This window comes from Enterobacter cloacae complex sp. ESBL7 (assembly GCF_041679625.1).
In the GTDB taxonomy this organism is placed as follows: Bacteria; Pseudomonadota; Gammaproteobacteria; order Enterobacterales; family Enterobacteriaceae; genus Enterobacter; species Enterobacter asburiae_B.
On record NZ_JBGORN010000003.1, the window covers coordinates 454,350 to 476,009 of the forward strand.

Below are 21,660 nucleotides of genomic sequence, written 5' to 3' on the forward strand. Positions count from 1 at the left end.
TGCTAAAACTCAAACTGATAGAGCAGATCAAGTGCCTGGTCTACGCCGGACACTGCTTCCAGATATAGCTTGGGCATCAGGCGATAGCGTAACGTGAGAGTTGCCAGTGAGTCAAAGATCCCCACACCATATTTTACCTGCAGACCCGGCAGTACATAGCCGCTGACCACCACCTGCGAGGAGTCACCCACGCCCTGGGTGTCCAGCGCCAGATTGCTTACGCCGAACGTCTCGCCGATTTTACCCACAACCTGCCCACTTTGTGCAACCCCCAGACCCACTAACATCGAGGTCATCGCCGCGCTGTCGCTTTGTCCGCTGTCCAGACCTTGTCCACGCAGCAGATAAGAGAGCGCTTCCTGCTGCGACATCGCCGGGTCAGAGAAGATCTCCGCCTTCGGTTCGTCAGCAGAACCGGTGACGCGAACGCCAGCAATGACGTCGTTTTCCGTCGCTTCCGGGTTACGAATCGCCTCGATGTTCAGCAGGGGCTGATCCGGTGGACCGGAGAACAGCAGCTCGCCTTTGCGCACAATCAGATCCTGACCATAGGCGTGGAAACGCCCTTCAGGGATAGTGATCTGCCCGTTCAGGCCAAGCCCTTGTTTATCCTGCGCGACTTTCAGGTCGCCCGTGAGCCTCGCCTTCAGCCCAAACGCATTCAACCGCACGTTATTCCCCACGTGCACGATGAGGTTACTATTGATCGGTATGCCCGCGCTCTTCTGTTCGACAGGTTTCAGATTTTCATTGAGCATCACTTCATCACTTGAGACGCCGACCGCGCTTTCCGGCACGTCGTGAACCACGATGCGCGCCCACGGCACGTCGACGCGTCCGTCAAGCGTGAAGAGGCTTGGCGTGGCTTCAAAGACCACATCAGGCGAGACGTCCAGGCGCACCATCGGCGGTACGGTGATGCGCACCTTGCTGCCCTTCGCGGCAATTCGGGCGCGCCAGTTGTCGAGCTGGCTCCAGTCCGCGTCGCCGCTCAGGTTGATTTGCCCTTGCTGCGTCAATACCGAGCCGCTCAGCGTCGAGCTCATGCCGTTGAAGTTCATCGCGATCTGGCTGGGCTGCATGTCAAACGGCATGAAGTTACCGTCGATATCCACGCCGCTGAGCCGCATCTGACCGAACAGCTGCGGGCTTTGCACGTTACCGGCCAGGCGCAGGTTAGCGTTCAGCATGCCCTCCGCTTTTTCCCCGCGCGCGAAAATCGGGTTCACCATCGCCAGGTTGAAGTTACGGACGTTGACGTTGCCGCCCAGATTACGCCGTCCCTGCGGATCGGTAATCTGGACCTGCCCGTCCAGCTGACCGTTGTTGGTCAGGCGGATCGTCCACCCCAGCTGTGCGCGATTGTTATGCAGATCGGCACTCAGGTTCAGGGTATCGAACGCCACCGGCAGCGGCGCGTCGTTGACCTCCTGCGTCACCTTCACGTTACGCCCGGACAGCGTGACGCTCCCCTGCGGCAGCCCCTCTTTGGTGGTGTCCCAGGCGACATCGGCTTTCCCGCTGAAGACGCCGCTGGCCTGGGTCGTGTCCGGCATAAACGGCTTCAGCATGGCCAGATCGAAGCGGTTGAGATTGATCTGCGCGCGCCCTTCCGCACCCGCATCGATGGTCTGCGGCACGCACAGCTCCGCATTCGGGTTGGTCCAGCAGTGTGGCCCAATGCTTATCTTCTGCTCAGCGTTGCGGTAGTCGAGGGCAATGGATCGCGAGAGCGCCAGCGGCCCGACCGGCGTATTGAAGCGCGTGTTATCCAGCGTCCCTTTCCAGCGTTCTTCTTTGCGGTCGAAGCTGCCGGTAAGGTGAAGCTGGCCGGAGACCGGCTCGCCCTGCACGCGCAGCTGGAGGTCGTGCTGTTTCTCGTTCCCTTTGGCGTCCAGGGTGACCAGGTTAATGTTCACGTCCGGCTGAGAAATGCGCTCCACGCGCAGGTTCAGGCTACCGCCGATCTGATCGGTGGATTTCACATCCCCTTCCACGCGGACACGGGCAACGCTCAGCTCCTGCCAGCGCAGGTTATTGGCGGTAATGTCCGCCAGCAGCTGCGGCGCCTCCACCGTACCGCGCACTTTCACGAGGCCCTTCGCCGTGCCGCCCAGCCCCGGCAGGGCGTTATCCAGATTCGGCGCGTCGATGGTGGCGTCCAGATTGAGATCTTTCACCCCCAGCTCGCCTTTGATATCCGCCGTGTTGCGGCCCAGCGCCACGTGCAGCCCCGGGATAACCCACTGCAGATAGCTGTTGCCTTTCACCGAGCCTTCAACGTTAACCTTGTTCTGCTTCACGTTCCCGGTGAGCTTGATTTCCGGCACGTCCATCTGCCACGTACCGCCGTACAGGCTGCCGCGGGTTTTAATCAGGCCATCCAGCTTCGACGGCCAGTCCGGCACCTCTTTGGCGGTGTTAATACCCGTCAGCTTCAGCTCGCCGCGCCAGCTGATCGCCTGCTGCCAGTCGAGCAGCGCGGTCAGCTCGGTTTTGCCTTCCAGCGCCGCGACTGTCAGCTTGTCGAGGTTGACCTGCTGTTCGTTGCCCTTCGCATCCAGCGTGATATTCGCAGGCGGCACGCCCTGGCCCTTCACCGCGGTGCGGAACGAGAGCGTGTAGTCGGTCATCTTGCCGCTCAGCTTCAGCTTCAGGTCATCGGCCTGGAACTGCTTTTCGCCGGTGAACGGCCAGTAAAGCTGCTTGCTGACAACCTCCAGATTGAGCGGCAGCCCGGCTTCCGCCAGCTGCGTTTGCGCGCGCAGGACCATGTCCACCGGGCCGGAGAGATTCACCCCGACATCCAGCTTATCGCGCAGCGCACCGCCCACTTTGACCTTCACCTTTTCGCCTTTCAGCGGATCGATGTTGAGGGCACTGTTAAGCGTGATGTCCACCGGCCAGTTATCGCGCAGCAGGGCATTCCCTGACGCATTCACCGAGCCCTGGTTGGTGTCGATATCCAGCGCGTCGAGCTTCATGTTGCCGTCAATGCTGCTGACTTTCAGCAGCATGGTGTAGACCGTCAGATCGGTATCGCCGGTCAGGCGCAGCTGCTCACCTTTGAACTCCTCGATATTAAGGTTCAGCGGCAGATGAACGTCGGTCATTTCCGGCAGGACAGGCTTCGAGAAGAGATCTTTCAGCGTTTCGCCCAGCGGCTTTTCTTCCGGCTGCGGGTTCTGGATCTTCGGCTCGACGATCTCTTCCTGCGCCACGTCGGCCACCTTCGGCAACGCGATCAGCAAGCCCTGCAGGGACGTCGGCGTCAGGGTCAGGTTTTTCTCCTGCCAGCGCAGGCCGGAGGTGAAATCCATCACGGACACGGTAGTGTCGTCGATTTTGATATTGACGTTATCGAGCGCGACCCGATAGAGCGCGATCGGGTACGGCGTGGAGAGATTCAGCGGGCCGCTGTCCTCTTCCTCGACCGGCGCAGACTTCGGCATTTTTTTCGAATCTATCGCCACGTTGACGTCTTTTAGCGACAGATCGTTGACGCAGAGCTTGCTGTCGCGCAGGCAGCCCAGCTTCACCGCCAGGTGGAACTCCCCGGCGTTCACCGCCACGCCCGGCTGCTCGTAGCGGATATTCTTCAGACGCAGATCGCGCCAGCCGCCCGTTACCTGGCCAATCTCCAGCCCAGGCACCCAGCGGTTCGCGGCGTTAAACAGCAGATGCAGCCCGGTCGTCGTTCCCACCAGAAACGCCACCGTACCGAGCAGCAGCACGATAAAAATCAGCACCCCGAGGCTTATTTTCTTCCATAAACTCATAATTCAGGCCCCAGACCGATGTAAAACTGTAATCCGTGCTCTTCTTTGTCGCCGACAGGCACGGCGAAGTCGAGCTTGATGGGCCCGACGGGCGACTGCCAGCGTACGCCCACGCCCGCGCCGGTTTTAAAGTCGCTGCGGCGGATATCGTTCACCGCTTCGCCACCGTCAACAAACATGGCGCCCCACCACTTTCCGCTGACGTTGTACTGATACTCCAGCGATCCGGTCGCCAGTTTTGACGCACCGGTCAACTGGCCCTTTTCGTTCTCAGGTGAGATCGATTTGTACTTATACCCACGAATGCTGCGGTCGCCCCCGGCGAAGAAGCGCAGATCCGGCGGAACGCGCTCGAAGTCGCCCGTTTCAATCCAGCCGAGATTGCCGCGCATCACAAAGCGGTGTTTGTCGTACAGCGTGCGGATCCAGACGTTTTGCGCCTGAATAACCGAGAAATCCACGTCGGAGCCCCAGGCGGAGTTGGAATAATCGATGGAGTAGCGCTGTGAGTCGCCCCAGGTCGGCATCAGGCCGCCGCGCGAGCGGGTACGGCTGATCATCACGCCCGGATAAAGCAGCATGGTGGTATTGGTGACGTTGGCCTGGGTAAAGTGGTCCAGGCTCCAGCGCAGGTTAATGGCGCGCTGCCAGCCGCTGGAGAGATCCCAGAAGCGGGAGACCGCAAGGGTCGTAGAATCCTGCTTGGTGTCGTTCAAGTCGGTGCGCTTAAAACCGCCCTGCACAAGGTAATATTGCTCAAGCGGGTTTTTCAGCAGCGGCATTTTGTAGCTGAAATCCAGCTGCTGCTCGGGCGCAGAGAGGCTCAGGCTGGTGGTCAGGCTGTGACCGTACGAGTTCATCCACGGCTTTTTCCACGAGGTTCTCACGCGTGGTCCAACATCCGTCGAGTAGCCAACACCGGTCTCAATGGTGTTCTCGGTGCGCGGCGAGACAACGCCATGCAGCGGCAACACCTTCGTTTTGCGAGACTTATCAAATTCCGGTGCGACAACCACGGAGTTAAACCAGCCGGTAGCGGAAAGACGACGGTTCAGTTCCGCCAGGTCTCTCGACTGGTAGTAATCCCCTTTTTTGAACGGCACGAGGTTTTGCAGGTATTCTTCACGAATTTGCGAACCTTCAAACGTCACATCGCCAAAGCGGTAGCGTTCTCCGCTGTCGTAGTCGATATCCCAGAAGGCCTGACGCCGATCCAGCGCAATCCCCAGCTGGCTTTTATTGAACTGGCTGTCGAAGTAGCCCTTACGCAGGGAAACGTTCGTCAGCTCTTTTTTGAAATGGTCGTAGTCACCGTGGTTAAGCACGGTACCGATTTTCGGCCGCGTGCTGAGCAGGTCCAGGTAATCCCGGTCGGTACGCGCCCCGCCGCGCAGGATAACGTTCGTGCCGCCAATCAATACCGGCTCACCCGGCGAAACGCGGGCAATAAGAACCTGGCGCCCCTTCTTTGGCGGCGGGCGAAGATCGAAATCAATGGTGGGTTCGTAATACCCCAGCGCTTTAAGCCCTTCACGGATAGCGTCATCGACGCGCGCGCGAAAACGCCGGTCCGGCGTCACCTCATCACTCTGGATGGTCGACAACTGCGCACGCACGTTTTTTTCCAGCGCCCCGGATAACCCCTCAACCTGCAAACGGACATTCGCCGCGCTGGCAATCCCGCTTGTCAGCAACACACTGACTAAACATAACTGGCGGATTTTTGTCACGTTTTCTCCTGAATATCCCTGTTTCCACCCTGGAAGCAAATGAAGTACCGCTCCGCGGCAAAATACGGCCTGTTGGCCAAAAACCCAAATCACGGGTTGAAAACGGGTGTAACACCCAAATATTTCTTATGATTAAATCTAGACTCATTCAGCGCATTTATTGTGTTCAATTAAACGCTTCGTGACAACCTTAACCGAAACATCGCACCCCGGGAGGCCCCATCGTGAGTTTATTCGACAAAAAGCATCTGGTTTCACAAACTGATGCATTACCGGGACGCAACACCCCTATGCCTGTGGCGACCTTACACGCCGTCAATAACCATTCCATGACCAACGTGCCGGAGGGAATGGAAATCGCCCTGTTCGCCATGGGCTGCTTCTGGGGCGTTGAGCGCCTCTTCTGGCAGCTGCCCGGCGTTTACAGCACGGCGGCTGGCTACACGGGCGGCTACACGCCGAATCCTACCTATCGCGAAGTCTGCTCCGGCGAAACCGGGCATGCGGAAGCGGTACGCGTGGTCTATGACCCTGCAGTCATTAGCTACGAACAGCTCCTGCAGGTCTTCTGGGAAAACCACGACCCGGCGCAGGGCATGCGTCAGGGCAACGACCACGGCACACAGTACCGTTCGGCCATTTATCCGCTCACGCCCGAGCAGGATGCCGCCGCGCGCGCCAGCCTTGAGCGTTTCCAGCAGGCCATGCGTGAAGCGGGCGATACGCGCGAGGTGACGACGGAAATCACCACCGCGAAACCGTTCTACTATGCCGAGGACGATCACCAGCAGTATCTGCATAAAAACCCGTACGGCTACTGCGGTATCGGGGGCATCGGCGTCTGCCTGCCGCCACAGCTGGCCTGATTATCGACCCAGCGCCACGCGAGCCGCGTGGCGCTCAAAGAAGCGACAGCGTTGTCTCATAGCTTAACATCCATCCACCAGCCGCCCCCGCCGGCCATCTTCGCCAAATTGTGACCTCTGGCAGATTTACATCTCTTTACGCTATACTACCCGCTGAAATAATCGGCTCAACGCTACGAGCTGATTTTCAATGTGTTTTCACACAAATGGTATCAACTCCCCTTCTGAGGATCTGGCGAGAAGCCGGATAAACTATGTTAAACAGTATTTTAGTAATACTTTGTCTGATTGCCGTCAGCGCGTTTTTCTCGATATCTGAGATCTCGCTGGCCGCGTCCCGTAAAATCAAACTGAAGCTGCTTGCCGATGAAGGCAACATCAATGCTACCCGTATCCTGAAAATGCAGGAAAACCCCGGGATGTTCTTCACCGTGGTGCAGATTGGCCTCAACGCGGTCGCCATTCTCGGCGGTATCGTGGGTGATGCGGCGTTTTCTCCGGCGTTTTATAGTCTGTTTGTTAAGTACATGTCCGTTGAACTGGCCGAACAGCTGAGCTTTATCCTCTCCTTCTCGCTGGTAACCGGCCTGTTCATCCTCTTTGCAGACCTGACCCCGAAACGCATCGGTATGATTGCGCCAGAAGCTGTGGCTTTGCGTATCATCAACCCGATGCGCTTCTGTCTGTACGTGTTTCGTCCGCTGGTGTGGTTCTTCAACGGCCTGGCGAACGTCATTTTCCGCATCTTTAAGCTGCCGATGGTGCGTAAAGACGACATCACCTCTGACGACATTTATGCGGTGGTGGAAGCCGGCGCGCTGGCCGGGGTGCTGCGCAAGCAGGAGCACGAGCTGATTGAGAACGTATTCGAACTGGAATCCCGTACCGTGCCGTCTTCCATGACGGGCCGTGAAAACATTATCTGGTTCGATTTACATGAAGATGAGCAGAGCCTGAAAAACAAAGTGGCGCAGCATCCGCACTCTAAGTTCCTGGTCTGTAATGAAGATATCGACCACATCATCGGTTACGTCGACTCCAAAGACCTGCTGAACCGCGTGCTGGCAAACCAGAGCCTGGCGCTCAACAGCGGCGTGCAGATCCGCAATACCCTGATTGTGCCGGACACCCTGACGCTCTCAGAAGCGCTGGAAAGTTTCAAAACCGCCGGGGAAGACTTCGCGGTTATCATGAACGAATACGCGCTGGTGGTGGGTATTATCACCCTGAACGACGTGATGACCACGCTGATGGGCGACCTGGTTGGCCAGGGGCTGGAAGAGCAGATTGTTCAGCGTGACGATAATTCATGGCTGATTGATGGCGGCACACCGATTGAAGACGTGATGCGCGTGCTGGATATCGACGAGTTCCCGCAGTCCGGTAACTACGAGACCATTGGCGGCTTTATGATGTTTATGCTGCGTAAGATCCCGAAACGTACCGACTCGGTGAAGTTCTCCGGCTACAAGTTTGAAGTGGTGGATATTGATAACTACCGCATCGACCAGCTGCTCGTGACCCGCATCGACAATAAACCGACCGTACTGGTACCGAAGCTGCCGGACGCGGAAGAGAAGGTGTCGGCGTAAAGCGCCAGCCTCTACAAACATCAACGGCTCCCATTGGGAGCCGTTTTTTTTAACTACTGCATAGCACGTTGGTTAAGCCATCTCAGTCTGCAGACGCATAACCTGACGGTTGACTTCGGACATCACAGACAGGTGCTGTTTGTCCTTCACTTTTGGGACAAGGATCTTGCCCTTATCAAACTCAAAAGCGCCAACATCCTTGATATACAACCGTCCACGGAACAGGATCTTCACGTACTTCGCCACCTGAAGCGGGTTGTAGCGTTGGAAAATTTTCATTCTTGTATCTCCTGCGAATCATACGCTCTTGCGGTGCCACAATCGGCCCGACTGTCCTGAGCGCAAATTTTAATGCCCAATGACTATAGACCAGAACTACGGTGTTACCCAGTGTGCATAAGTTTATTTACCGTTTGATTACAATTATTCAGAATAATCTTTGCAAAGCGTGACCTGGCGCAGTATAAGCCGTCGTTTTTTCATGGATATGTGCGTTCGCCCGCAAACTGGCATCGGGATTGCGGGAAAACCCCATTGATCGCACTTATGATTAAAAGCGCAAGACCAAGTGGTCGGATCACCTGCAAACAATAAGGAAACGCCATGACCCTACGTAATATCCTTGCAGCAGCCTGCCTGCTGCTGCCGCTGTGGGCTTCCGCTCACAACATTGAAAAAGGACAACGTGTACCGCCAGTCGGCATTGCTGACCGGGGAGAATTGATTCTCGACAATGATAATTTTAGCTACAAACCCTGGAATAGCGCGCAGCTCGCGGGCAAAGTGAGAGTTGTACAACATATTGCCGGTCGTACATCCGCAAAAGAGAAAAATGCTACCCTGGTGGAAGCGATCAAGGCCGCAAAATTCCCTCACGACCGCTACCAGACGACCACCATTGTTAACACCGACGACGCCATTCCGGGCTCCGGGATGTTTGTGCGCTCCAGCCTTGAGAGCAATAAAAAGCTCTACCCGTGGTCGCAGTTTATCGTCGACAGCAACGGCGTAACCCGTAAGGCCTGGCAGCTGGAAGAAGAGAGCTCCTCGATTATCGTGCTGGATAAAGAGGGCCGCGTACAGTGGGCGAAAGACGGCGCGTTAACCCAGGAAGAGGTGCAGCAGGTTGTCGACCTGCTGCATAAGCTGCTGGCTCAGTAGATAGAGACGCGGAAGCCGGGGTTGAGGAAGGATTCGCGCGGGGTATAGTCCAGCGGCTTGCCCTGCCAGTCATGAACATGCGCCCCGGCGGCCGCGGCAACGGCATGACCTGCTGCGGTATCCCAGACGTTGGTTGGCCCAAAGCGAGGGTAGAGCTGCGCGTGGCCTTCCGCCACCAGGCAGAATTTCAGCGATGAGCCAATCGAGGTGGTCTGGTGTTCACCCAGCTGCTGCAGGTACTCCTGCAGCTCGCTGTCGCTGTGCGAGCGGCTAATCACCACCAGCGGTGGACGCGCATCGCGCACCTGGATCTGCTTGCGCACGCCGCACTCTTCCTTCCACGCCTTCCCTTCTGCAGCGCTGTACATCACCTTCATTACCGGCGCGTAGACCACGCCCAGCACCGCTTTGCCCTTCTCAATCAGGGCGATATTGACGGTGAATTCACCGTTGCGCTTGATGAACTCTTTTGTCCCGTCCAGCGGATCGACCAGCCAGTAACGCTGCCAGTGCTGGCGCTCGTCCCAGCTTTGCGGCGCTTCTTCTGACAGAACGGGGATGTCCGGCGTTAAAGCCTGTAATCCTTTCAGGATCACCTTATGCGCCGCGATATCCGCCGCCGTGACCGGAGAGTCGTCGGCTTTGCTGACCACCTCCATAGGTTTACTGCCGTCATATACCTGCATGATGGCATCTCCCGCATCCCGTGCGAGCTGACAAATTTTATCTAGCATTTTCCACCTCTTTGTTAACGCAGTGAGGTTAACTCTTTGTTTTAGTTATATCGTAATGTGAACAATTCCGCTATCTGTGAAGCAATTCCGGTTTCAGGTTACTTTTTTCTGTCAGGATTCACATTTCTGTAAGCAACAAGCTATAGATACATACTCTTTTGTGCTCTGCATCGAAAAAAGGACTCCTCTGATGATTAAGTTTAGTGCAACGCTTCTGGCGACGCTGATTGCAGCAAGCGTACAGGCGGCGACGGTAGATCTGCGTATTCTGGAAACGACCGATCTGCACAGCAACATGATGGACTTCGATTACTACAAAGATACCCCGACGGAAAAATTCGGCCTGGTACGCACGGCAAGCCTGATCGATGCGGCGCGTGGCGAAGTGAAAAACAGCGTGCTGGTCGACAATGGCGACCTCATTCAGGGCAGTCCGCTTGGGGATTACATGGCGACCAGGGGGCTGAAAAAAGGCGAGATCCATCCTGTTTATAAAGCGATGAACACCCTGGACTATACCGTCGGCAACCTCGGCAACCACGAATTCAACTACGGTCTAAAATACCTGCATGACGCCCTTGCCGGTGCGAAATTCCCGTACGTTAACGCCAATATCATCGACGTTAAGACGCAAAAGCCGCTCTTTACCCCTTACCTGATTAAAGAGACAAACGTCGTCGACCAGGACGGTAAAAAACAGACGCTGAAAATCGGCTATATCGGCTTTGTGCCGCCGCAGATCATGACGTGGGATAAAGCCAACCTCGACGGCAAAGTGACCGTTAACGACATCACCGAAACCGCGCGGAAATACGTGCCGGAAATGCGCGAAAAAGGCGCCGATCTGGTGGTCGTTGTCGCCCACTCGGGTCTCTCCGCCGATCCGTATCAGGCCATGGCAGAAAACTCCGTTTACTATCTGAGTGAAGTCCCGGGCGTCGACGCGATCCTGTTCGGCCACGCCCACGCGGTCTTCCCGGGCAAAGATTTCGCCAGCATCAAAGGGGCGGACATTGAGAAAGGGACGCTCAACGGCGTGCCGTCGGTGATGCCGGGCATGTGGGGCGACCATCTTGGCGTGGTGGATCTGGTGCTGAATAACGACGGCGGCAGCTGGAAGGTGACGCAGTCAAAAGCCGAAGCGCGCCCGATTTACGACGCTGCGGCTAAAAAATCTCTGGCGGCGGAAGATAAAAAACTGGTCGACGTGCTGAAGCACGATCACGACGCCACGCGCGAATTCGTCAGCAAGCCGATCGGCAAATCCGCCGACAACATGTATAGCTTCCTGGCGCTGGTGCAGGACGACCCGACCGTTCAGGTCGTCAACATGGCGCAGAAAGCCTATGCCGAACACTTTGTGCAGGGCGATCCGGATCTGGCAAAACTGCCGGTCCTGTCAGCGGCTGCGCCATTCAAGGTGGGCGGGCGTAAGAACGACCCGGCAAGCTATGTTGAAGTCGAAAAGGGCCAGCTGACCTTCCGTAACGCCGCCGATCTCTATCTCTACCCGAACACGCTGGTGGTGGTAAAAGCGACGGGCCAGGAGGTGAAAGAGTGGCTGGAGTGCTCTGCCGGACAGTTTAACCAGATTGACCCGCACAGCAGTAAGCCGCAGTCGCTGATTAACTGGGACGGCTTCCGAACCTATAACTTCGACGTGATCGACGGCGTAAACTACCAGATTGACGTCACCCAGCCAGCGAAATATGACGGCGAGTGTCAGGCGATCAACCCGCAGGCGGAGCGCATCAAAAACCTGACCTTCAACGGCAAGGCGATCGACCCGAATGCCACCTTCCTGGTGGTGACCAATAACTACCGCGCCTACGGCGGTAAGTTTGCCGGTACGGGCGATAGCCACATCGCCTTTGCCTCGCCGGACGAGAACCGCTCGGTGCTGGCGGCGTGGATCAGCGCGGAGTCGAAGAAGGCGGGCGAAATTCATCCGGCGGTGGACAACAACTGGCGCCTCGCGCCGATCCACAGCGATACGAAACTGGATATCCGCATAGAAACGTCGCCGTCCGATAAGGCAGCCGCGTTTATCAAGGATAAAGCCCAGTATCCGATGAAGAAGGTCGCAACGGATGATATCGGGTTCGCGATTTATCAGGTGGATTTGAGCAAGTAAAAACAAAACGGCAGCATACGTTGCCGTTTTTCGTGTTTGTTCCCTCTCCCTACGGGAGAGGGGTCCTCAGTAATTTTCCAACTCGAAGCGATGAATATTTCTTCAGAAAAATTAATGAATTGCAGCGATGCCCTGGTCCGGCTGTAAATCGCCGAAGCGTTTCCGCAAGGCCGGGGCGAGGCGCAAGGATGCGCCGAGAGGGCGTGGCCTGCAGGGATGCAGGCTCATGCCCGACCCGATAGCCTGAAGGAATAAGCTGAGGACAAAATTGCCGGGAGCAATTTTGGACAGCGCCTGAGCTGGCCCTGAAAGGGTGAGCCCCAGGGATGGGGCGAGCAATCCGCGAAGCGGCGATTTACCGCCGGGAGCCCGGGTCGCCAGGGCGGCGGCGATTGAGCCGCCCTGGCACATTCACAGGCCATGTCGTTACAGAGAAGCAAGGAACATAAAGTGAACGGAATGACCACCAGAGTTATATGTTCCCCCCTCACCCCAGCCCTCTCCCTCAAGGGAGAGGGGGTCGCCCACGCAGGCATTAGGTCAGGGTGAAGACATCAGGCCGCACGATCGTCCCGATTCGCCATCACCTTCGGCGTATTCACCTCAATCCAGTCCGCCAGCGCAGCGACTTTCTCGCTGACCTCAATCCCCATCGGCGTCAGGCTATACTCTACGTGCGGCGGCACCACCGGATACGACACGCGATCGACAAACCCGTCCAGCTCCAGCGCCTGGAGTGACTGGGACAGCATCTTTTCGCTCACCCCGCCCATTTTACGGCGCAGATCGCTAAAGCGATGCGTTCCCTGGCGCAGGGCCAGCAGAATCAGGACACCCCAGCGGCTGGTCACGTGTTTGAGCACCTCGCGTGAAGGGCACTGTTCCGCGAAAAGATTGCCATCGCGCATTTGTTCGCTGAGCGTCGGTATCGTTGTTTTCATACTTACCTTTTTGCACGTACTTACTAAAAGTTAGCTATGGTGCTAGTGTGCCACAACACCAGACAAACACGAAGGAGATTCATCATGATCGCGATTACCGGCGCTACCGGCCAGCTTGGCCATCTCGTTATCGAACAGCTGTTGAAAACCGTACCGGCCAGCCAGATTGTGGCCATCGTACGTAACCCGGCGAAAGCGCAGGCCTTAAGCCAGCAGGGAATTGTCGTTCGCCAGGCGGACTACACGGATGAAGCCGCATTCACCGCCGCGCTGAGCGGCGTGGATAAGCTGCTGCTGATCTCTTCCAGCGAAGTCGGCCAGCGCGCAACCCAGCACCAGAACGTGATTAACGCCGCCAAAACGGCAGGCGTGAAATTTATCGCCTACACCAGCCTGCTGCATGCGGACAACTCACCGCTGGGTCTGCACGTTGAACACGTTGCCACTGAAAAAGCGCTGGCGGCGTCCGGCATCCCTTATGCCCTGCTGCGCAATGGCTGGTATACCGAAAACTACCTGGCGAGCGCGCCGCCTGCGCTGGAACACGGCGTGTTTATTGGTGCGGCAGGCGAAGGCAAAATTGCCTCTGCCACCCGTGCAGACTATGCCGCGGCGGCCGCCAAAGTGATCGCAGAAGAGGGCCACGCGGGCAAGGTCTACGAACTGGCGGGCGACCACGGCTGGACGCTGAGCGAACTGGCGGCAGAACTCAGCAAACAGAGCGGGAAGCCGGTAACCTATCAGAATCTCAGTGAAGCGGATTTTGCCGCCGCCCTGAAAAGCGTCGGCCTGCCTGCAGGGCTGGCAGATATGCTGGCGGACTCGGATGTGGGTGCGTCCAAAGGGGGACTCTTTGACGATAGCCATACGCTGAGCAAACTGATCGGGCGCGCAACGACGCCGCTGGCGCAGAGTATTAAAGCCATTCTTTAACAGTGTCACCGTTCTTTCCTGCGGCCGGGTGATTTCCCTTACCCGGCCCGCTCATATTTATTAATAATAAAAACAGATATAACGATTAAAAGTCCGGGTATTCTTTATCCGTCGCGTACGTTATCGGTTTTTCAAATCCGGGAATGGTGATGCCATTCATATCAATCTTAATATCTTCCTCATTTATCCCCTGCTGGCCGAAAAGATAAATGACATTGAGTTCACCCTGCGACGCAGCCTCGTCGTAGGCGTTAGCCTGACGTCGCACCTGCCGATTACGCTGCTGATAATCCGCAAACACCGCGTCCCCATAGCGTTTGCGCAACCATTGATGGGTAAGCTTTGGCGAGTAAACCACCCCCGTGGCATTATTACCGCCAAAGCCTTTTGAATTAATAAAGGCGATTTGTCCCTGGCCTTCCTCTAATTTGCAGTCCTGAAGAGGAATGGTTAAGCGCGCATTGTTCACCTGCGGCGCGATGTGGGACACGCTTTTAATTCCCGGCAAAATACCATAGCGGAAGACGCCGAGGCAGCCGATCAGCTGGTCGCCGCTGGCGGGGCCCAGAGAGTGTCCGAGATACGATTTCACCGCCGTCACCGGCCAGTCGCGAATCGAAAAGGCTTGCGCAACGCGGTCAAAAATATCCGCCTCGGAGACGCAATTCTTCGGCGTGCTTGAGCCATGCGCCTGAATAAACGATCCCTTCTGCACCGTCTCTATCCCGGCCATCGATACCGCAGAGGCTACGGCTTTCGCCATGGTGATGTAATTCCCCGGCCCCGGTGACGCAATAGAGCGTTTAAAGCCGTCAGCGTTGATGAAGACATTCCCCACCGAACCGTGGATCTCTGCGCCAAGCTGCAGCGCCAGCTCGTCGTCCATTAACACGACATACTGGCTGGATTCTGCGATAACAAAACCGCAGCTGTTGCCAAACGGGCGGCTGCTGTTGCGCCAGTCGGCCGTTTCCGTTTCATCAGTGTGCTTAAGCTTGCTCTCCGTTGCCAGGGCGCCCATGGCATCGAATCCTTCAATCACTTCTGAGGTGACCGGCGCTTCGGCGCTGCCAACGACGGCTACGCGAATGCACCCCGCTTTGATATCTTCAACTGCCGCATTCAGGTTATACAGAAACGTGGCGCACGCCCCCAGCGTGGCGCTGGTATGACCGACGCTACCCAGCACATAGGCATTGAGGAAATCGGCGCACATGCTGTTCAGGCCCAGCGGGCACTGTTTGGCGCTGACGCGATGGCCTTTCAGGCGCGACTGCAGCATTCCGCCAAAGCCATAATCGTCGAGCTGCCCCATGATATTGCCCGAATAGACGCCGAGCCGATCCGGCGTGATTTTGGCCTGTACCTCTCGCCACGGGATCCCCAGCGCGTTGATGGCGTCTGACGCTCCGACAATCGCCATCTGTAACGCCCGCGGATGGAACTGTGAATTGTAATGATCGCCCGGACGGAATCCCTGCGGCAACAGCCCTGCAGCCTGAACCTCCGTGCGCAGCAACGCCTCAATTTTGCAGTCCATCTCTCCCTGAACGGTAATACGGACGCGCCGATCCGCTAATTCCTCAACGTGCCATCCCGCCGGTAAGGGTTGAGGTAATTGCCTGGCAGATATATTAAAACTGAATCCCTCTTCGCCTGAAGCCATATTCAATTTTGCATGGCTGGCAATAGCATCGACATCAAAATAGTCGCGCGTAATTTTTCTGATAAGGGTTCCCTCTAGCACCTCGTCTTTTATCCTCGCGGCAGCCTGAGCAGGTGTGAATCTTTTACCGGAAATATCGCAATATCCACCTTCATCATATTTAAGTACGCCCATCAGGATGGCTAACGATAATAACGTATCCTGCCGTTCCTCTTCCGATAATGACTCAATAATCATTCGACGGAATGCATGATGTGAAGAACTACGCCCAGCTGGACCATAGCCGCCAAAAGCCGTTATTACGGGTAATTTCACCATAATTTATTCTCTCGTGGTCGTGGATTTATTTTATTAAGCAAGTGCGATAATTTCAGATATTAGTTTACAAATTACCAACAAAAGCTAATATGAAAATCCAGCCAAAACGCTGACTTTTTTGGCCACGGCAACGATGAGCCACCAAAAATAATAGTCAAAACAGGTATTAATCAAAAATGACAAATACACAAATAGGATTTGTGTTATGTGAACGCATGCTAAGTTCCGGTCTCAGTCTTCCGATTGAAATGTGGAAAGCGGCAGCCAGTAGCTATTTAGCTGAGCAAAAAACAACATCCTACGCAGGCGCGCACAAACCGGAAAAGTCGCCCTTCAGGCTCTGTCGCCCGGAGAATATTCTGAAGGTGAATACCATTGGCATAAACAGCGAGCCCATCCTGACGCACAGTGGCTTTAGCATTACCGCCGATACCACCCTTGCCGCAGACAGACACTATGACGTTATCTATCTTCCTGCCCTGTGGCGCAATCCTCGCGCGGTGGTCAGACAAGAGCCTGAACTTCTGGAATGGCTGACCGAGCAGGCCGCGCGAGGAACCCGCATCGCCGCCGTCGGAACGGGCTGCTGTTTTCTGGCGGAGTCGGGATTGCTCAACGGAAAGCCTGCCACCACCCACTGGCACTACTTCAAACAATTCTCGCGCGACTACCCCAGCGTAAAATTACAGACAAAGCATTTTCTCACTCAGGCCGATAATATTTTCTGCGCCGCAAGCGTTAAGGCCCTGTCAGATCTGACAATTCATTTTATAGAAACGATATATGGGAAACGTGTAGCCACCCATACTCAACGGACATTTTTCCATGAAATTCGTAGCCAGTTTGAACGCCAATGTTACAGTGAAGAAAACAAACCCCATCCGGATGAAGATATTGTTCAAATTCAAATCTGGATAAAAGACAACTGCGCCTCGGATATATCCATGCAGAATCTTGCAGATATGGCTGGCATGAGTTTGCGCAACTTTAATCGCCGCTTTAAAAATGCCACCGACATGTCCCCACTGCAGTATTTATTAACCGCCAGAATTGAATCCGCCATGACAATGCTGCAATCCACCAATCTGTGTATTCAGGAGATTGCGAATGCGGTTGGATATCAGGATATTGCGCACTTTAATCGCCAGTTTAAGCATAAAACAACGGTTTCACCGGGGGATTACCGTAAGACCGTCCGGGCAAAGATGTTTAGTGCATAAACTGCGGTCATCTCTGATAATGAAAAGATGACCACGAGGAGGCTCAACGTGCAAGGCGTACCTGAACAGTTTAATGATGAAAGAGACAGCGCGCGCTTTCGCCATCTGGCGCAGCTGCCGGGGCTGGAGCTTTATCACGCGCATATTTCTGACTACGCCTTTGAGCCTCACACCCATGAAGCCTTCGGGATCGGCACGATTGAAACCGGTGCCGAACGCTTTCGCTATCGCGGTACCCAGCATCTCGCGGCGGAAAAATCCGTCGTCACCATGAACCCGGACGAGATCCATACCGGTGAATCCGCCACCGAAGGCGGCTGGCGCTACCGGATGGTCTATATCGAACCCGATCTGCTGGAAGAGGTGACCGGCCTCCGGCACTGGTGGTTTAGCGATGTCACGCGTCATGACCCGCTACGCTCGCAGCAAATCGGCAGGCTGATTTACGGATTGTGGCATACGGACGATCCGCTTGCGCAAAAAGGATTACTGCTGGATCTGATTGAGACCTTCCAGCCGCTGGCCCATCACGCGCCGGTGATTCAGGAAGGCGCGCACCGCTTCGAACGCGTGCGCGAGTACCTGCACGACAACTACATGCACGCCCTGACGCTGGACGAGCTGGCCAGCGTCGTTTCGCTGAGCCCGTATCATTTCCAGCGCCAGTTCAAAGCCCATTTTCACGTTACGCCGCACCAGATGCTGATGGCCATTCGCCTCTGGCGCGCTAAAGCGTTCCTCACCCACGGCATGCCCGCCGCCGAAGTAGCAGCCGCGACCGGGCTGACCGACCAGTCCCATTTAACCCGCGCGTTTACCCGCCGCTACGGCATTACGCCCGTGCGCTACCAGAAGCAGGTTACCCGGCGCTAATGCGCAATCTCATACAATACGCGCGCATTTTCCCCTCCTACACTGCATGCAGCGTAAATACCTGTGGATGGAAAAATGATTAGTGGAGTGTTGTATGCCCTGCTGGCCGGGATGATGTGGGGGCTTATTTTTGTCGGCCCGCTGATCGTGCCCGAGTATCCGGCAATACTGCAGTCGACCGGACGCTATCTGGCGCTCGGGCTGATTGCTCTGCCCCTGGCGTGGCTGGGTCGCGCGCGCTTGCGTCAGCTCAGCCGTCAGGACTGGGGCACCGCGCTGGCGCTGACCATGATGGGCAATCTTATCTACTACGTTTGCCTTGCGAGTGCCATTCAGCGTACCGGTGCGCCGGTATCTACCATGATTATCGGCACGCTGCCGGTCGTCATCCCCGTCTTTGCTAACCTGCTCTACAGCCACCGCGATGGCAAACTGGCGTGGTCAAAAATGATACCGGCGCTGGTATGCACCGCCGTGGGGCTGGTATGCGTCAATATTGCCGAGCTGCGTCACGGGCAGGCGGATGTTGACCTGTGGCGTTACGGCTCTGGCATTGTGCTGGCGTTCATTTCCGTGGCGTGCTGGGCATGGTATGCCCTGCGCAACGCGCGCTGGCTGCGGGAGAACCCGGACAAGCACCCGATGATGTGGGCGACGGCGCAGGCGCTGGTCACGCTGCCCGTCTCGCTGGTGGGCTATGCCGGGGCGTGCATCTGGTTAGGCCATCAACAGCCAGACTTCGCCCAGCCCTTCGGGCCAAGACCCTGGGTGTTTATTGGCCTGATGGTTGCGATTGCGGTGCTGTGCTCATGGGTGGGCGCGCTGTGCTGGAATATTGCCAGCCAGAAGCTGCCGACGGTGATTTTAGGGCCGCTGATTGTCTTCGAAACCCTGGCCGGACTGCTTTATACCTTCCTGATGCGCCAGAGCGTGCCGCCGCTATTCACGGCCTGCGGGATCGCGCTGCTGGTGGTGGGGGTGGTGATGGCGGTAAGAGCGAAGCCGGAAAAACCGAGGGTCGTTCCGGCGTCGGAGGTGTGATTTTTGCCGGGTGGCGGCTCCGCCTTACCCGGCCTACAAGAAGCCGTTTCGTAGGCCGGGTAAGCGCCAGCGCCACCCGGCATGATGTTAAAACGTTTCCCAGTTCCCTTCAGACGCCGCCGCTACGGGCTGCGCTTTGGGCACGTAGGTTTTCACCGGCGCCGCTTTGACCGCCTGGTTGCGGGTGATTTTGAACACCGCCACCGCTTCGTTCAGGCGTGCAGCCTGATCTTCCAGCGCCGCCGCCGCGGCCGCAGATTCCTCTACCAGCGAGGCGTTCTGCTGGGTCACGCGGTCCATCTCGGCTACCGCCTGGCCCACCTGGTCGATACCGCGGCTCTGCTCGTCAGAGGCCGAGGCAATTTCACCCATGATGTCGGTGACGCGGGTGACCGCATTAACGATCTCTGCCATCGTCTCCCCGGCTTCGTTGACCAGCTGGGAGCCCGCGTTCACGCGCTCGCCGGAATCATCGATCAGCGCTTTGATCTCTTTCGCCGCCTGGGCGCTGCGCTGTGCGAGAGTACGGACCTCCCCTGCTACCACCGCAAAACCACGGCCCTGCTCGCCCGCGCGCGCCGCTTCAACCGCCGCGTTCAGCGCCAGAATGTTAGTCTGGAAGGCAATACCGTCGATCACGTTAGTAATTTGCGCGATTTTACTGGAACTGGTGGCGATTTCGTCCATTGTACGCACCACGCCTTCCACCACGTTACCGCCCTTCTTCGCCGTTGAGGAGGCGTCCAGCGCCAGACGGGAAGCCTGACGCGCGTTATCGGCGTTCTGCTTCACGGTTGCCGTCAGCTGTTCCATGCTGGCTGCCGTCTCTTCCAGAGACGCGGCCTGCTGCTCGGTACGGGAAGAGAGGTCGTTGCTGCCGGCAGAAATTTCACCGGCACCGGTGTAGATGGTATCCGCACCTTCACGCACCACGCCCACGGTGTTCGCCAGCGAGGTCTGCATCTCCTGAACGTTGCGCGCCAGGATAGCCATTTCGTTCTTACCTTCAGCCTGAATCGGCTGGGTTAAATCTCCCGCCGCAATGGCGCGAATATGGTTAATCACCTCTTCCAGAGGCAGCAGCAGCACGCGGCGCATGGCTACCCAGCTGGAGATAATCACCACAATCACCAGCAGCATAACCGCAGAGAGGATCCACAGGATGCGCCTGTAGTCGCTTTCATTGTCCTGGATGCCTTTATCGGTAAGCGTTGCCTGCGCTTCACGCCATTCACGGTAAACCGCCTGCATTGCGGTCTGCTTTTGCTCCGCGTTCTGCTTGAACATGTCTTCCAGATTGCCCTGGCTCAGCAGGACGTTCATTTGCGTCAGCGTTGAGGAGTAAATGCGGTACTGCTCTTCCAGACGCTTGGCCAGGTTCTCGTCCAGCCCCGGCGTATTTGGCAGGGCATAGTATTTATCGTAATGGACCTGCGCATCGGCGAGCAGATTTTTCGCCGTGTTGACCAGCTCATTGAGCTGCCCACCGTTAATCTGAGAGGCCATGCTGCTTTGCAGACGCAGCATCCCGCGGTTCAGCGTCACGCGCGCCTGGTTCAGGCTGATCCACGCATCGGTAAACTCCGCCACGTTCTTGCTGGAGAGCTGCGACACGGTGAAATTGTCTTTATCGTTATTCAGCGCGTTGATAAAGATACCCGCGGAAATCACTTGCATGATGCCGAGCACAAGCAGCACCGAAATCAGAAGGGTAATGACTTTTATACGTTTAAACATGCGTTGCCTTTGTTATATGCAGGTTTGTCTGACGTGGATATATCGGCAGGCGCGGCGGGTTGTTTACTGTTTCTACACCTTTAAAAAGTTTCTAAACCACTTTCCTAAGTCCATTCAGAGAGTTAAATGGGGTATTTTTTTGTGACCTGCATCTCATTTTCCCCCTTCCCTCTAAAGGGTTATAGCGCTGCCTTAAAGATGTATTTAATATACATCTTATATTATTGATGACGAGGTAACTGCTATGGCCTTTCGCGACCAACCCCTTGGCGAGCTGGCGCTCTCCATTCCTCGCGCTTCTGCGCTGTTTCGGAAATACGATATGGATTACTGCTGCGGCGGTAAGCAAACCCTGGCACGTGCGGCCTCGCGCAAAGAGCTGGACGTTGAGGTGATTGAAGCAGAGCTGGCGCTGCTGGCCGGGCAGCCCGTCGACAAAGACTGGCGAACCGCCCCGCTTGCTGAAATCATCGACCATATCATCGTGCGATACCATGACCGTCACCGTGAACAGCTGCCGGAGCTGATCCTGCAGGCAACCAAAGTCGAGCGCGTCCATGCCGACAAACCTTCCGTACCGCGCGGCCTGGCGAAGTACCTGACCCTGCTGCACGAAGAGCTTTCCAGCCATATGATGAAAGAAGAGCAGATCCTCTTCCCGATGATTAAACAGGGAATGGGAAGCCAGGCGATGGGGCCTATTAGCGTGATGGAAAGCGAGCACGATGATGCGGGCGAGCTGCTGGAAGTGATCAAACACACCACCCACAACGTCACGCCGCCGCCAGAAGCGTGCACAACGTGGAAAGCGATGTACAACGGCATTAATGAAATGATTGACGACCTGATGGAACACATCAGTCTTGAGAACAACGTTCTGTTCCCGCGGGCATTAGCTGGGGAATAAAAAAGGCCGCTGCGGCCTGATGCCCTCA

General features: G+C 56.4%; 16 protein-coding genes. 9 read left to right on the forward strand and 7 right to left on the reverse strand.

What is annotated here, in order from left to right:
- Positions 1 to 2 precede the first annotated feature (2 nt).
- Complete coding sequence (gene tamB, locus ACERY3_RS15535) at positions 3 to 3,779, reverse strand: autotransporter assembly complex protein TamB (protein WP_058840441.1); 3,777 nt, start codon at positions 3,777 to 3,779, stop codon at positions 3 to 5.
- On the reverse strand, positions 3,776 to 5,509 hold the full coding sequence (gene tamA / locus ACERY3_RS15540) for an autotransporter assembly complex protein TamA (RefSeq protein WP_033144487.1): 1,734 nt from the start codon (positions 5,507 to 5,509) through the stop codon (positions 3,776 to 3,778). Before tamA ends, tamB begins: the two co-directional genes overlap by 4 nt.
- A gap of 224 nt (positions 5,510 to 5,733) precedes the next feature.
- On the opposite strand from tamA, the gene msrA reads away from it, so the two are divergent.
- Entirely contained in the window at positions 5,734 to 6,375 is a 642-nt protein-coding gene (gene msrA / locus ACERY3_RS15545; RefSeq protein ID WP_029741954.1) for a peptide-methionine (S)-S-oxide reductase MsrA, read from the forward strand.
- A gap of 254 nt (positions 6,376 to 6,629) precedes the next feature.
- A complete protein-coding gene (locus ACERY3_RS15550; RefSeq protein ID WP_032662457.1) occupies positions 6,630 to 7,967 on the forward strand; it encodes a hemolysin family protein in 1,338 nt (445 codons plus the stop codon).
- 72 nt (positions 7,968 to 8,039) lie between these two features.
- Here ACERY3_RS15550 and ACERY3_RS15555 read toward each other — a convergent pair whose 3' ends face one another.
- A complete protein-coding gene (locus tag ACERY3_RS15555; RefSeq protein ID WP_008501430.1) occupies positions 8,040 to 8,246 on the reverse strand; it encodes a DUF1107 domain-containing protein in 207 nt (68 codons plus the stop codon).
- 324 nt (positions 8,247 to 8,570) lie between these two features.
- Here ACERY3_RS15555 and ACERY3_RS15560 point away from each other — a divergent pair, with 324 nt between their 5' ends.
- Positions 8,571 to 9,128, forward strand: coding sequence for a YtfJ family protein (locus ACERY3_RS15560; RefSeq protein ID WP_058840440.1), 558 nt, complete (start codon positions 8,571 to 8,573; stop codon positions 9,126 to 9,128).
- Here the strand turns inward: ACERY3_RS15560 and cysQ are convergent.
- Entirely contained in the window at positions 9,122 to 9,862 is a 741-nt protein-coding gene (gene cysQ / locus ACERY3_RS15565) for a 3'(2'),5'-bisphosphate nucleotidase CysQ (RefSeq protein ID WP_023310160.1), read from the reverse strand. The genes ACERY3_RS15560 and cysQ overlap by 7 nt on opposite strands.
- 190 nt (positions 9,863 to 10,052) lie before the next feature.
- On the opposite strand from cysQ, the gene ACERY3_RS15570 reads away from it, so the two are divergent.
- Positions 10,053 to 11,996 carry a bifunctional 2',3'-cyclic-nucleotide 2'-phosphodiesterase/3'-nucleotidase gene (locus tag ACERY3_RS15570; RefSeq protein ID WP_094935136.1) on the forward strand — a complete coding sequence of 648 codons (1,944 nt, stop codon included), beginning with the start codon at positions 10,053 to 10,055 and terminating at the stop codon, positions 11,994 to 11,996.
- A 554-nt stretch (positions 11,997 to 12,550) separates the two neighbouring features.
- On the opposite strand, the gene ACERY3_RS15575 is transcribed toward ACERY3_RS15570, so the two are convergent.
- Positions 12,551 to 12,937: a helix-turn-helix domain-containing protein gene (locus tag ACERY3_RS15575; RefSeq protein WP_032651400.1), complete on the reverse strand. Its 387-nt coding sequence runs from the start codon at positions 12,935 to 12,937 to the stop codon at positions 12,551 to 12,553.
- An 84-nt stretch (positions 12,938 to 13,021) separates the two neighbouring features.
- On the opposite strand from ACERY3_RS15575, the gene ACERY3_RS15580 reads away from it, so the two are divergent.
- On the forward strand, positions 13,022 to 13,870 hold the full coding sequence (locus ACERY3_RS15580; RefSeq protein WP_033144480.1) for an SDR family oxidoreductase: 849 nt from the start codon (positions 13,022 to 13,024) through the stop codon (positions 13,868 to 13,870).
- Between the two features lie 85 nt (positions 13,871 to 13,955).
- Here the strand turns inward: ACERY3_RS15580 and ACERY3_RS15585 are convergent, their stop codons facing one another.
- Positions 13,956 to 15,410: a beta-ketoacyl synthase gene (locus ACERY3_RS15585; RefSeq protein WP_373225952.1), complete on the reverse strand. Its 1,455-nt coding sequence runs from the start codon at positions 15,408 to 15,410 to the stop codon at positions 13,956 to 13,958.
- Positions 15,411 to 16,030: 620 nt separating this feature from the next.
- Here ACERY3_RS15585 and ACERY3_RS15590 point away from each other — a divergent pair.
- The 3 genes from ACERY3_RS15590 to ACERY3_RS15600 all read left to right on the forward strand — a co-directional run bounded on the left by ACERY3_RS15590 (position 16,031) and on the right by ACERY3_RS15600 (position 18,988).
- Complete coding sequence (locus tag ACERY3_RS15590; RefSeq protein ID WP_233423223.1) at positions 16,031 to 17,074, forward strand: GlxA family transcriptional regulator; 1,044 nt, start codon at positions 16,031 to 16,033, stop codon at positions 17,072 to 17,074.
- 48 nt (positions 17,075 to 17,122) lie between these two features.
- Complete coding sequence (locus ACERY3_RS15595) at positions 17,123 to 17,947, forward strand: AraC family transcriptional regulator (protein ID WP_033144477.1); 825 nt, start codon at positions 17,123 to 17,125, stop codon at positions 17,945 to 17,947.
- Between the two features lie 75 nt (positions 17,948 to 18,022).
- Positions 18,023 to 18,988: a DMT family transporter gene (locus ACERY3_RS15600; RefSeq protein WP_029741946.1), complete on the forward strand. Its 966-nt coding sequence runs from the start codon at positions 18,023 to 18,025 to the stop codon at positions 18,986 to 18,988.
- A gap of 87 nt (positions 18,989 to 19,075) precedes the next feature.
- On the opposite strand, the gene ACERY3_RS15605 is transcribed toward ACERY3_RS15600, so the two are convergent.
- Complete coding sequence (locus ACERY3_RS15605; protein WP_045888470.1) at positions 19,076 to 20,725, reverse strand: methyl-accepting chemotaxis protein; 1,650 nt, start codon at positions 20,723 to 20,725, stop codon at positions 19,076 to 19,078.
- 244 nt (positions 20,726 to 20,969) lie between these two features.
- Between ACERY3_RS15605 and ytfE the strand changes: the two genes are divergently transcribed.
- Positions 20,970 to 21,632, forward strand: a complete 663-nt coding sequence (gene ytfE / locus ACERY3_RS15610) for an iron-sulfur cluster repair protein YtfE (protein WP_143347620.1) — start codon at positions 20,970 to 20,972, stop codon at positions 21,630 to 21,632.
- The last annotated feature ends 28 nt before the right edge of the window (positions 21,633 to 21,660 follow it).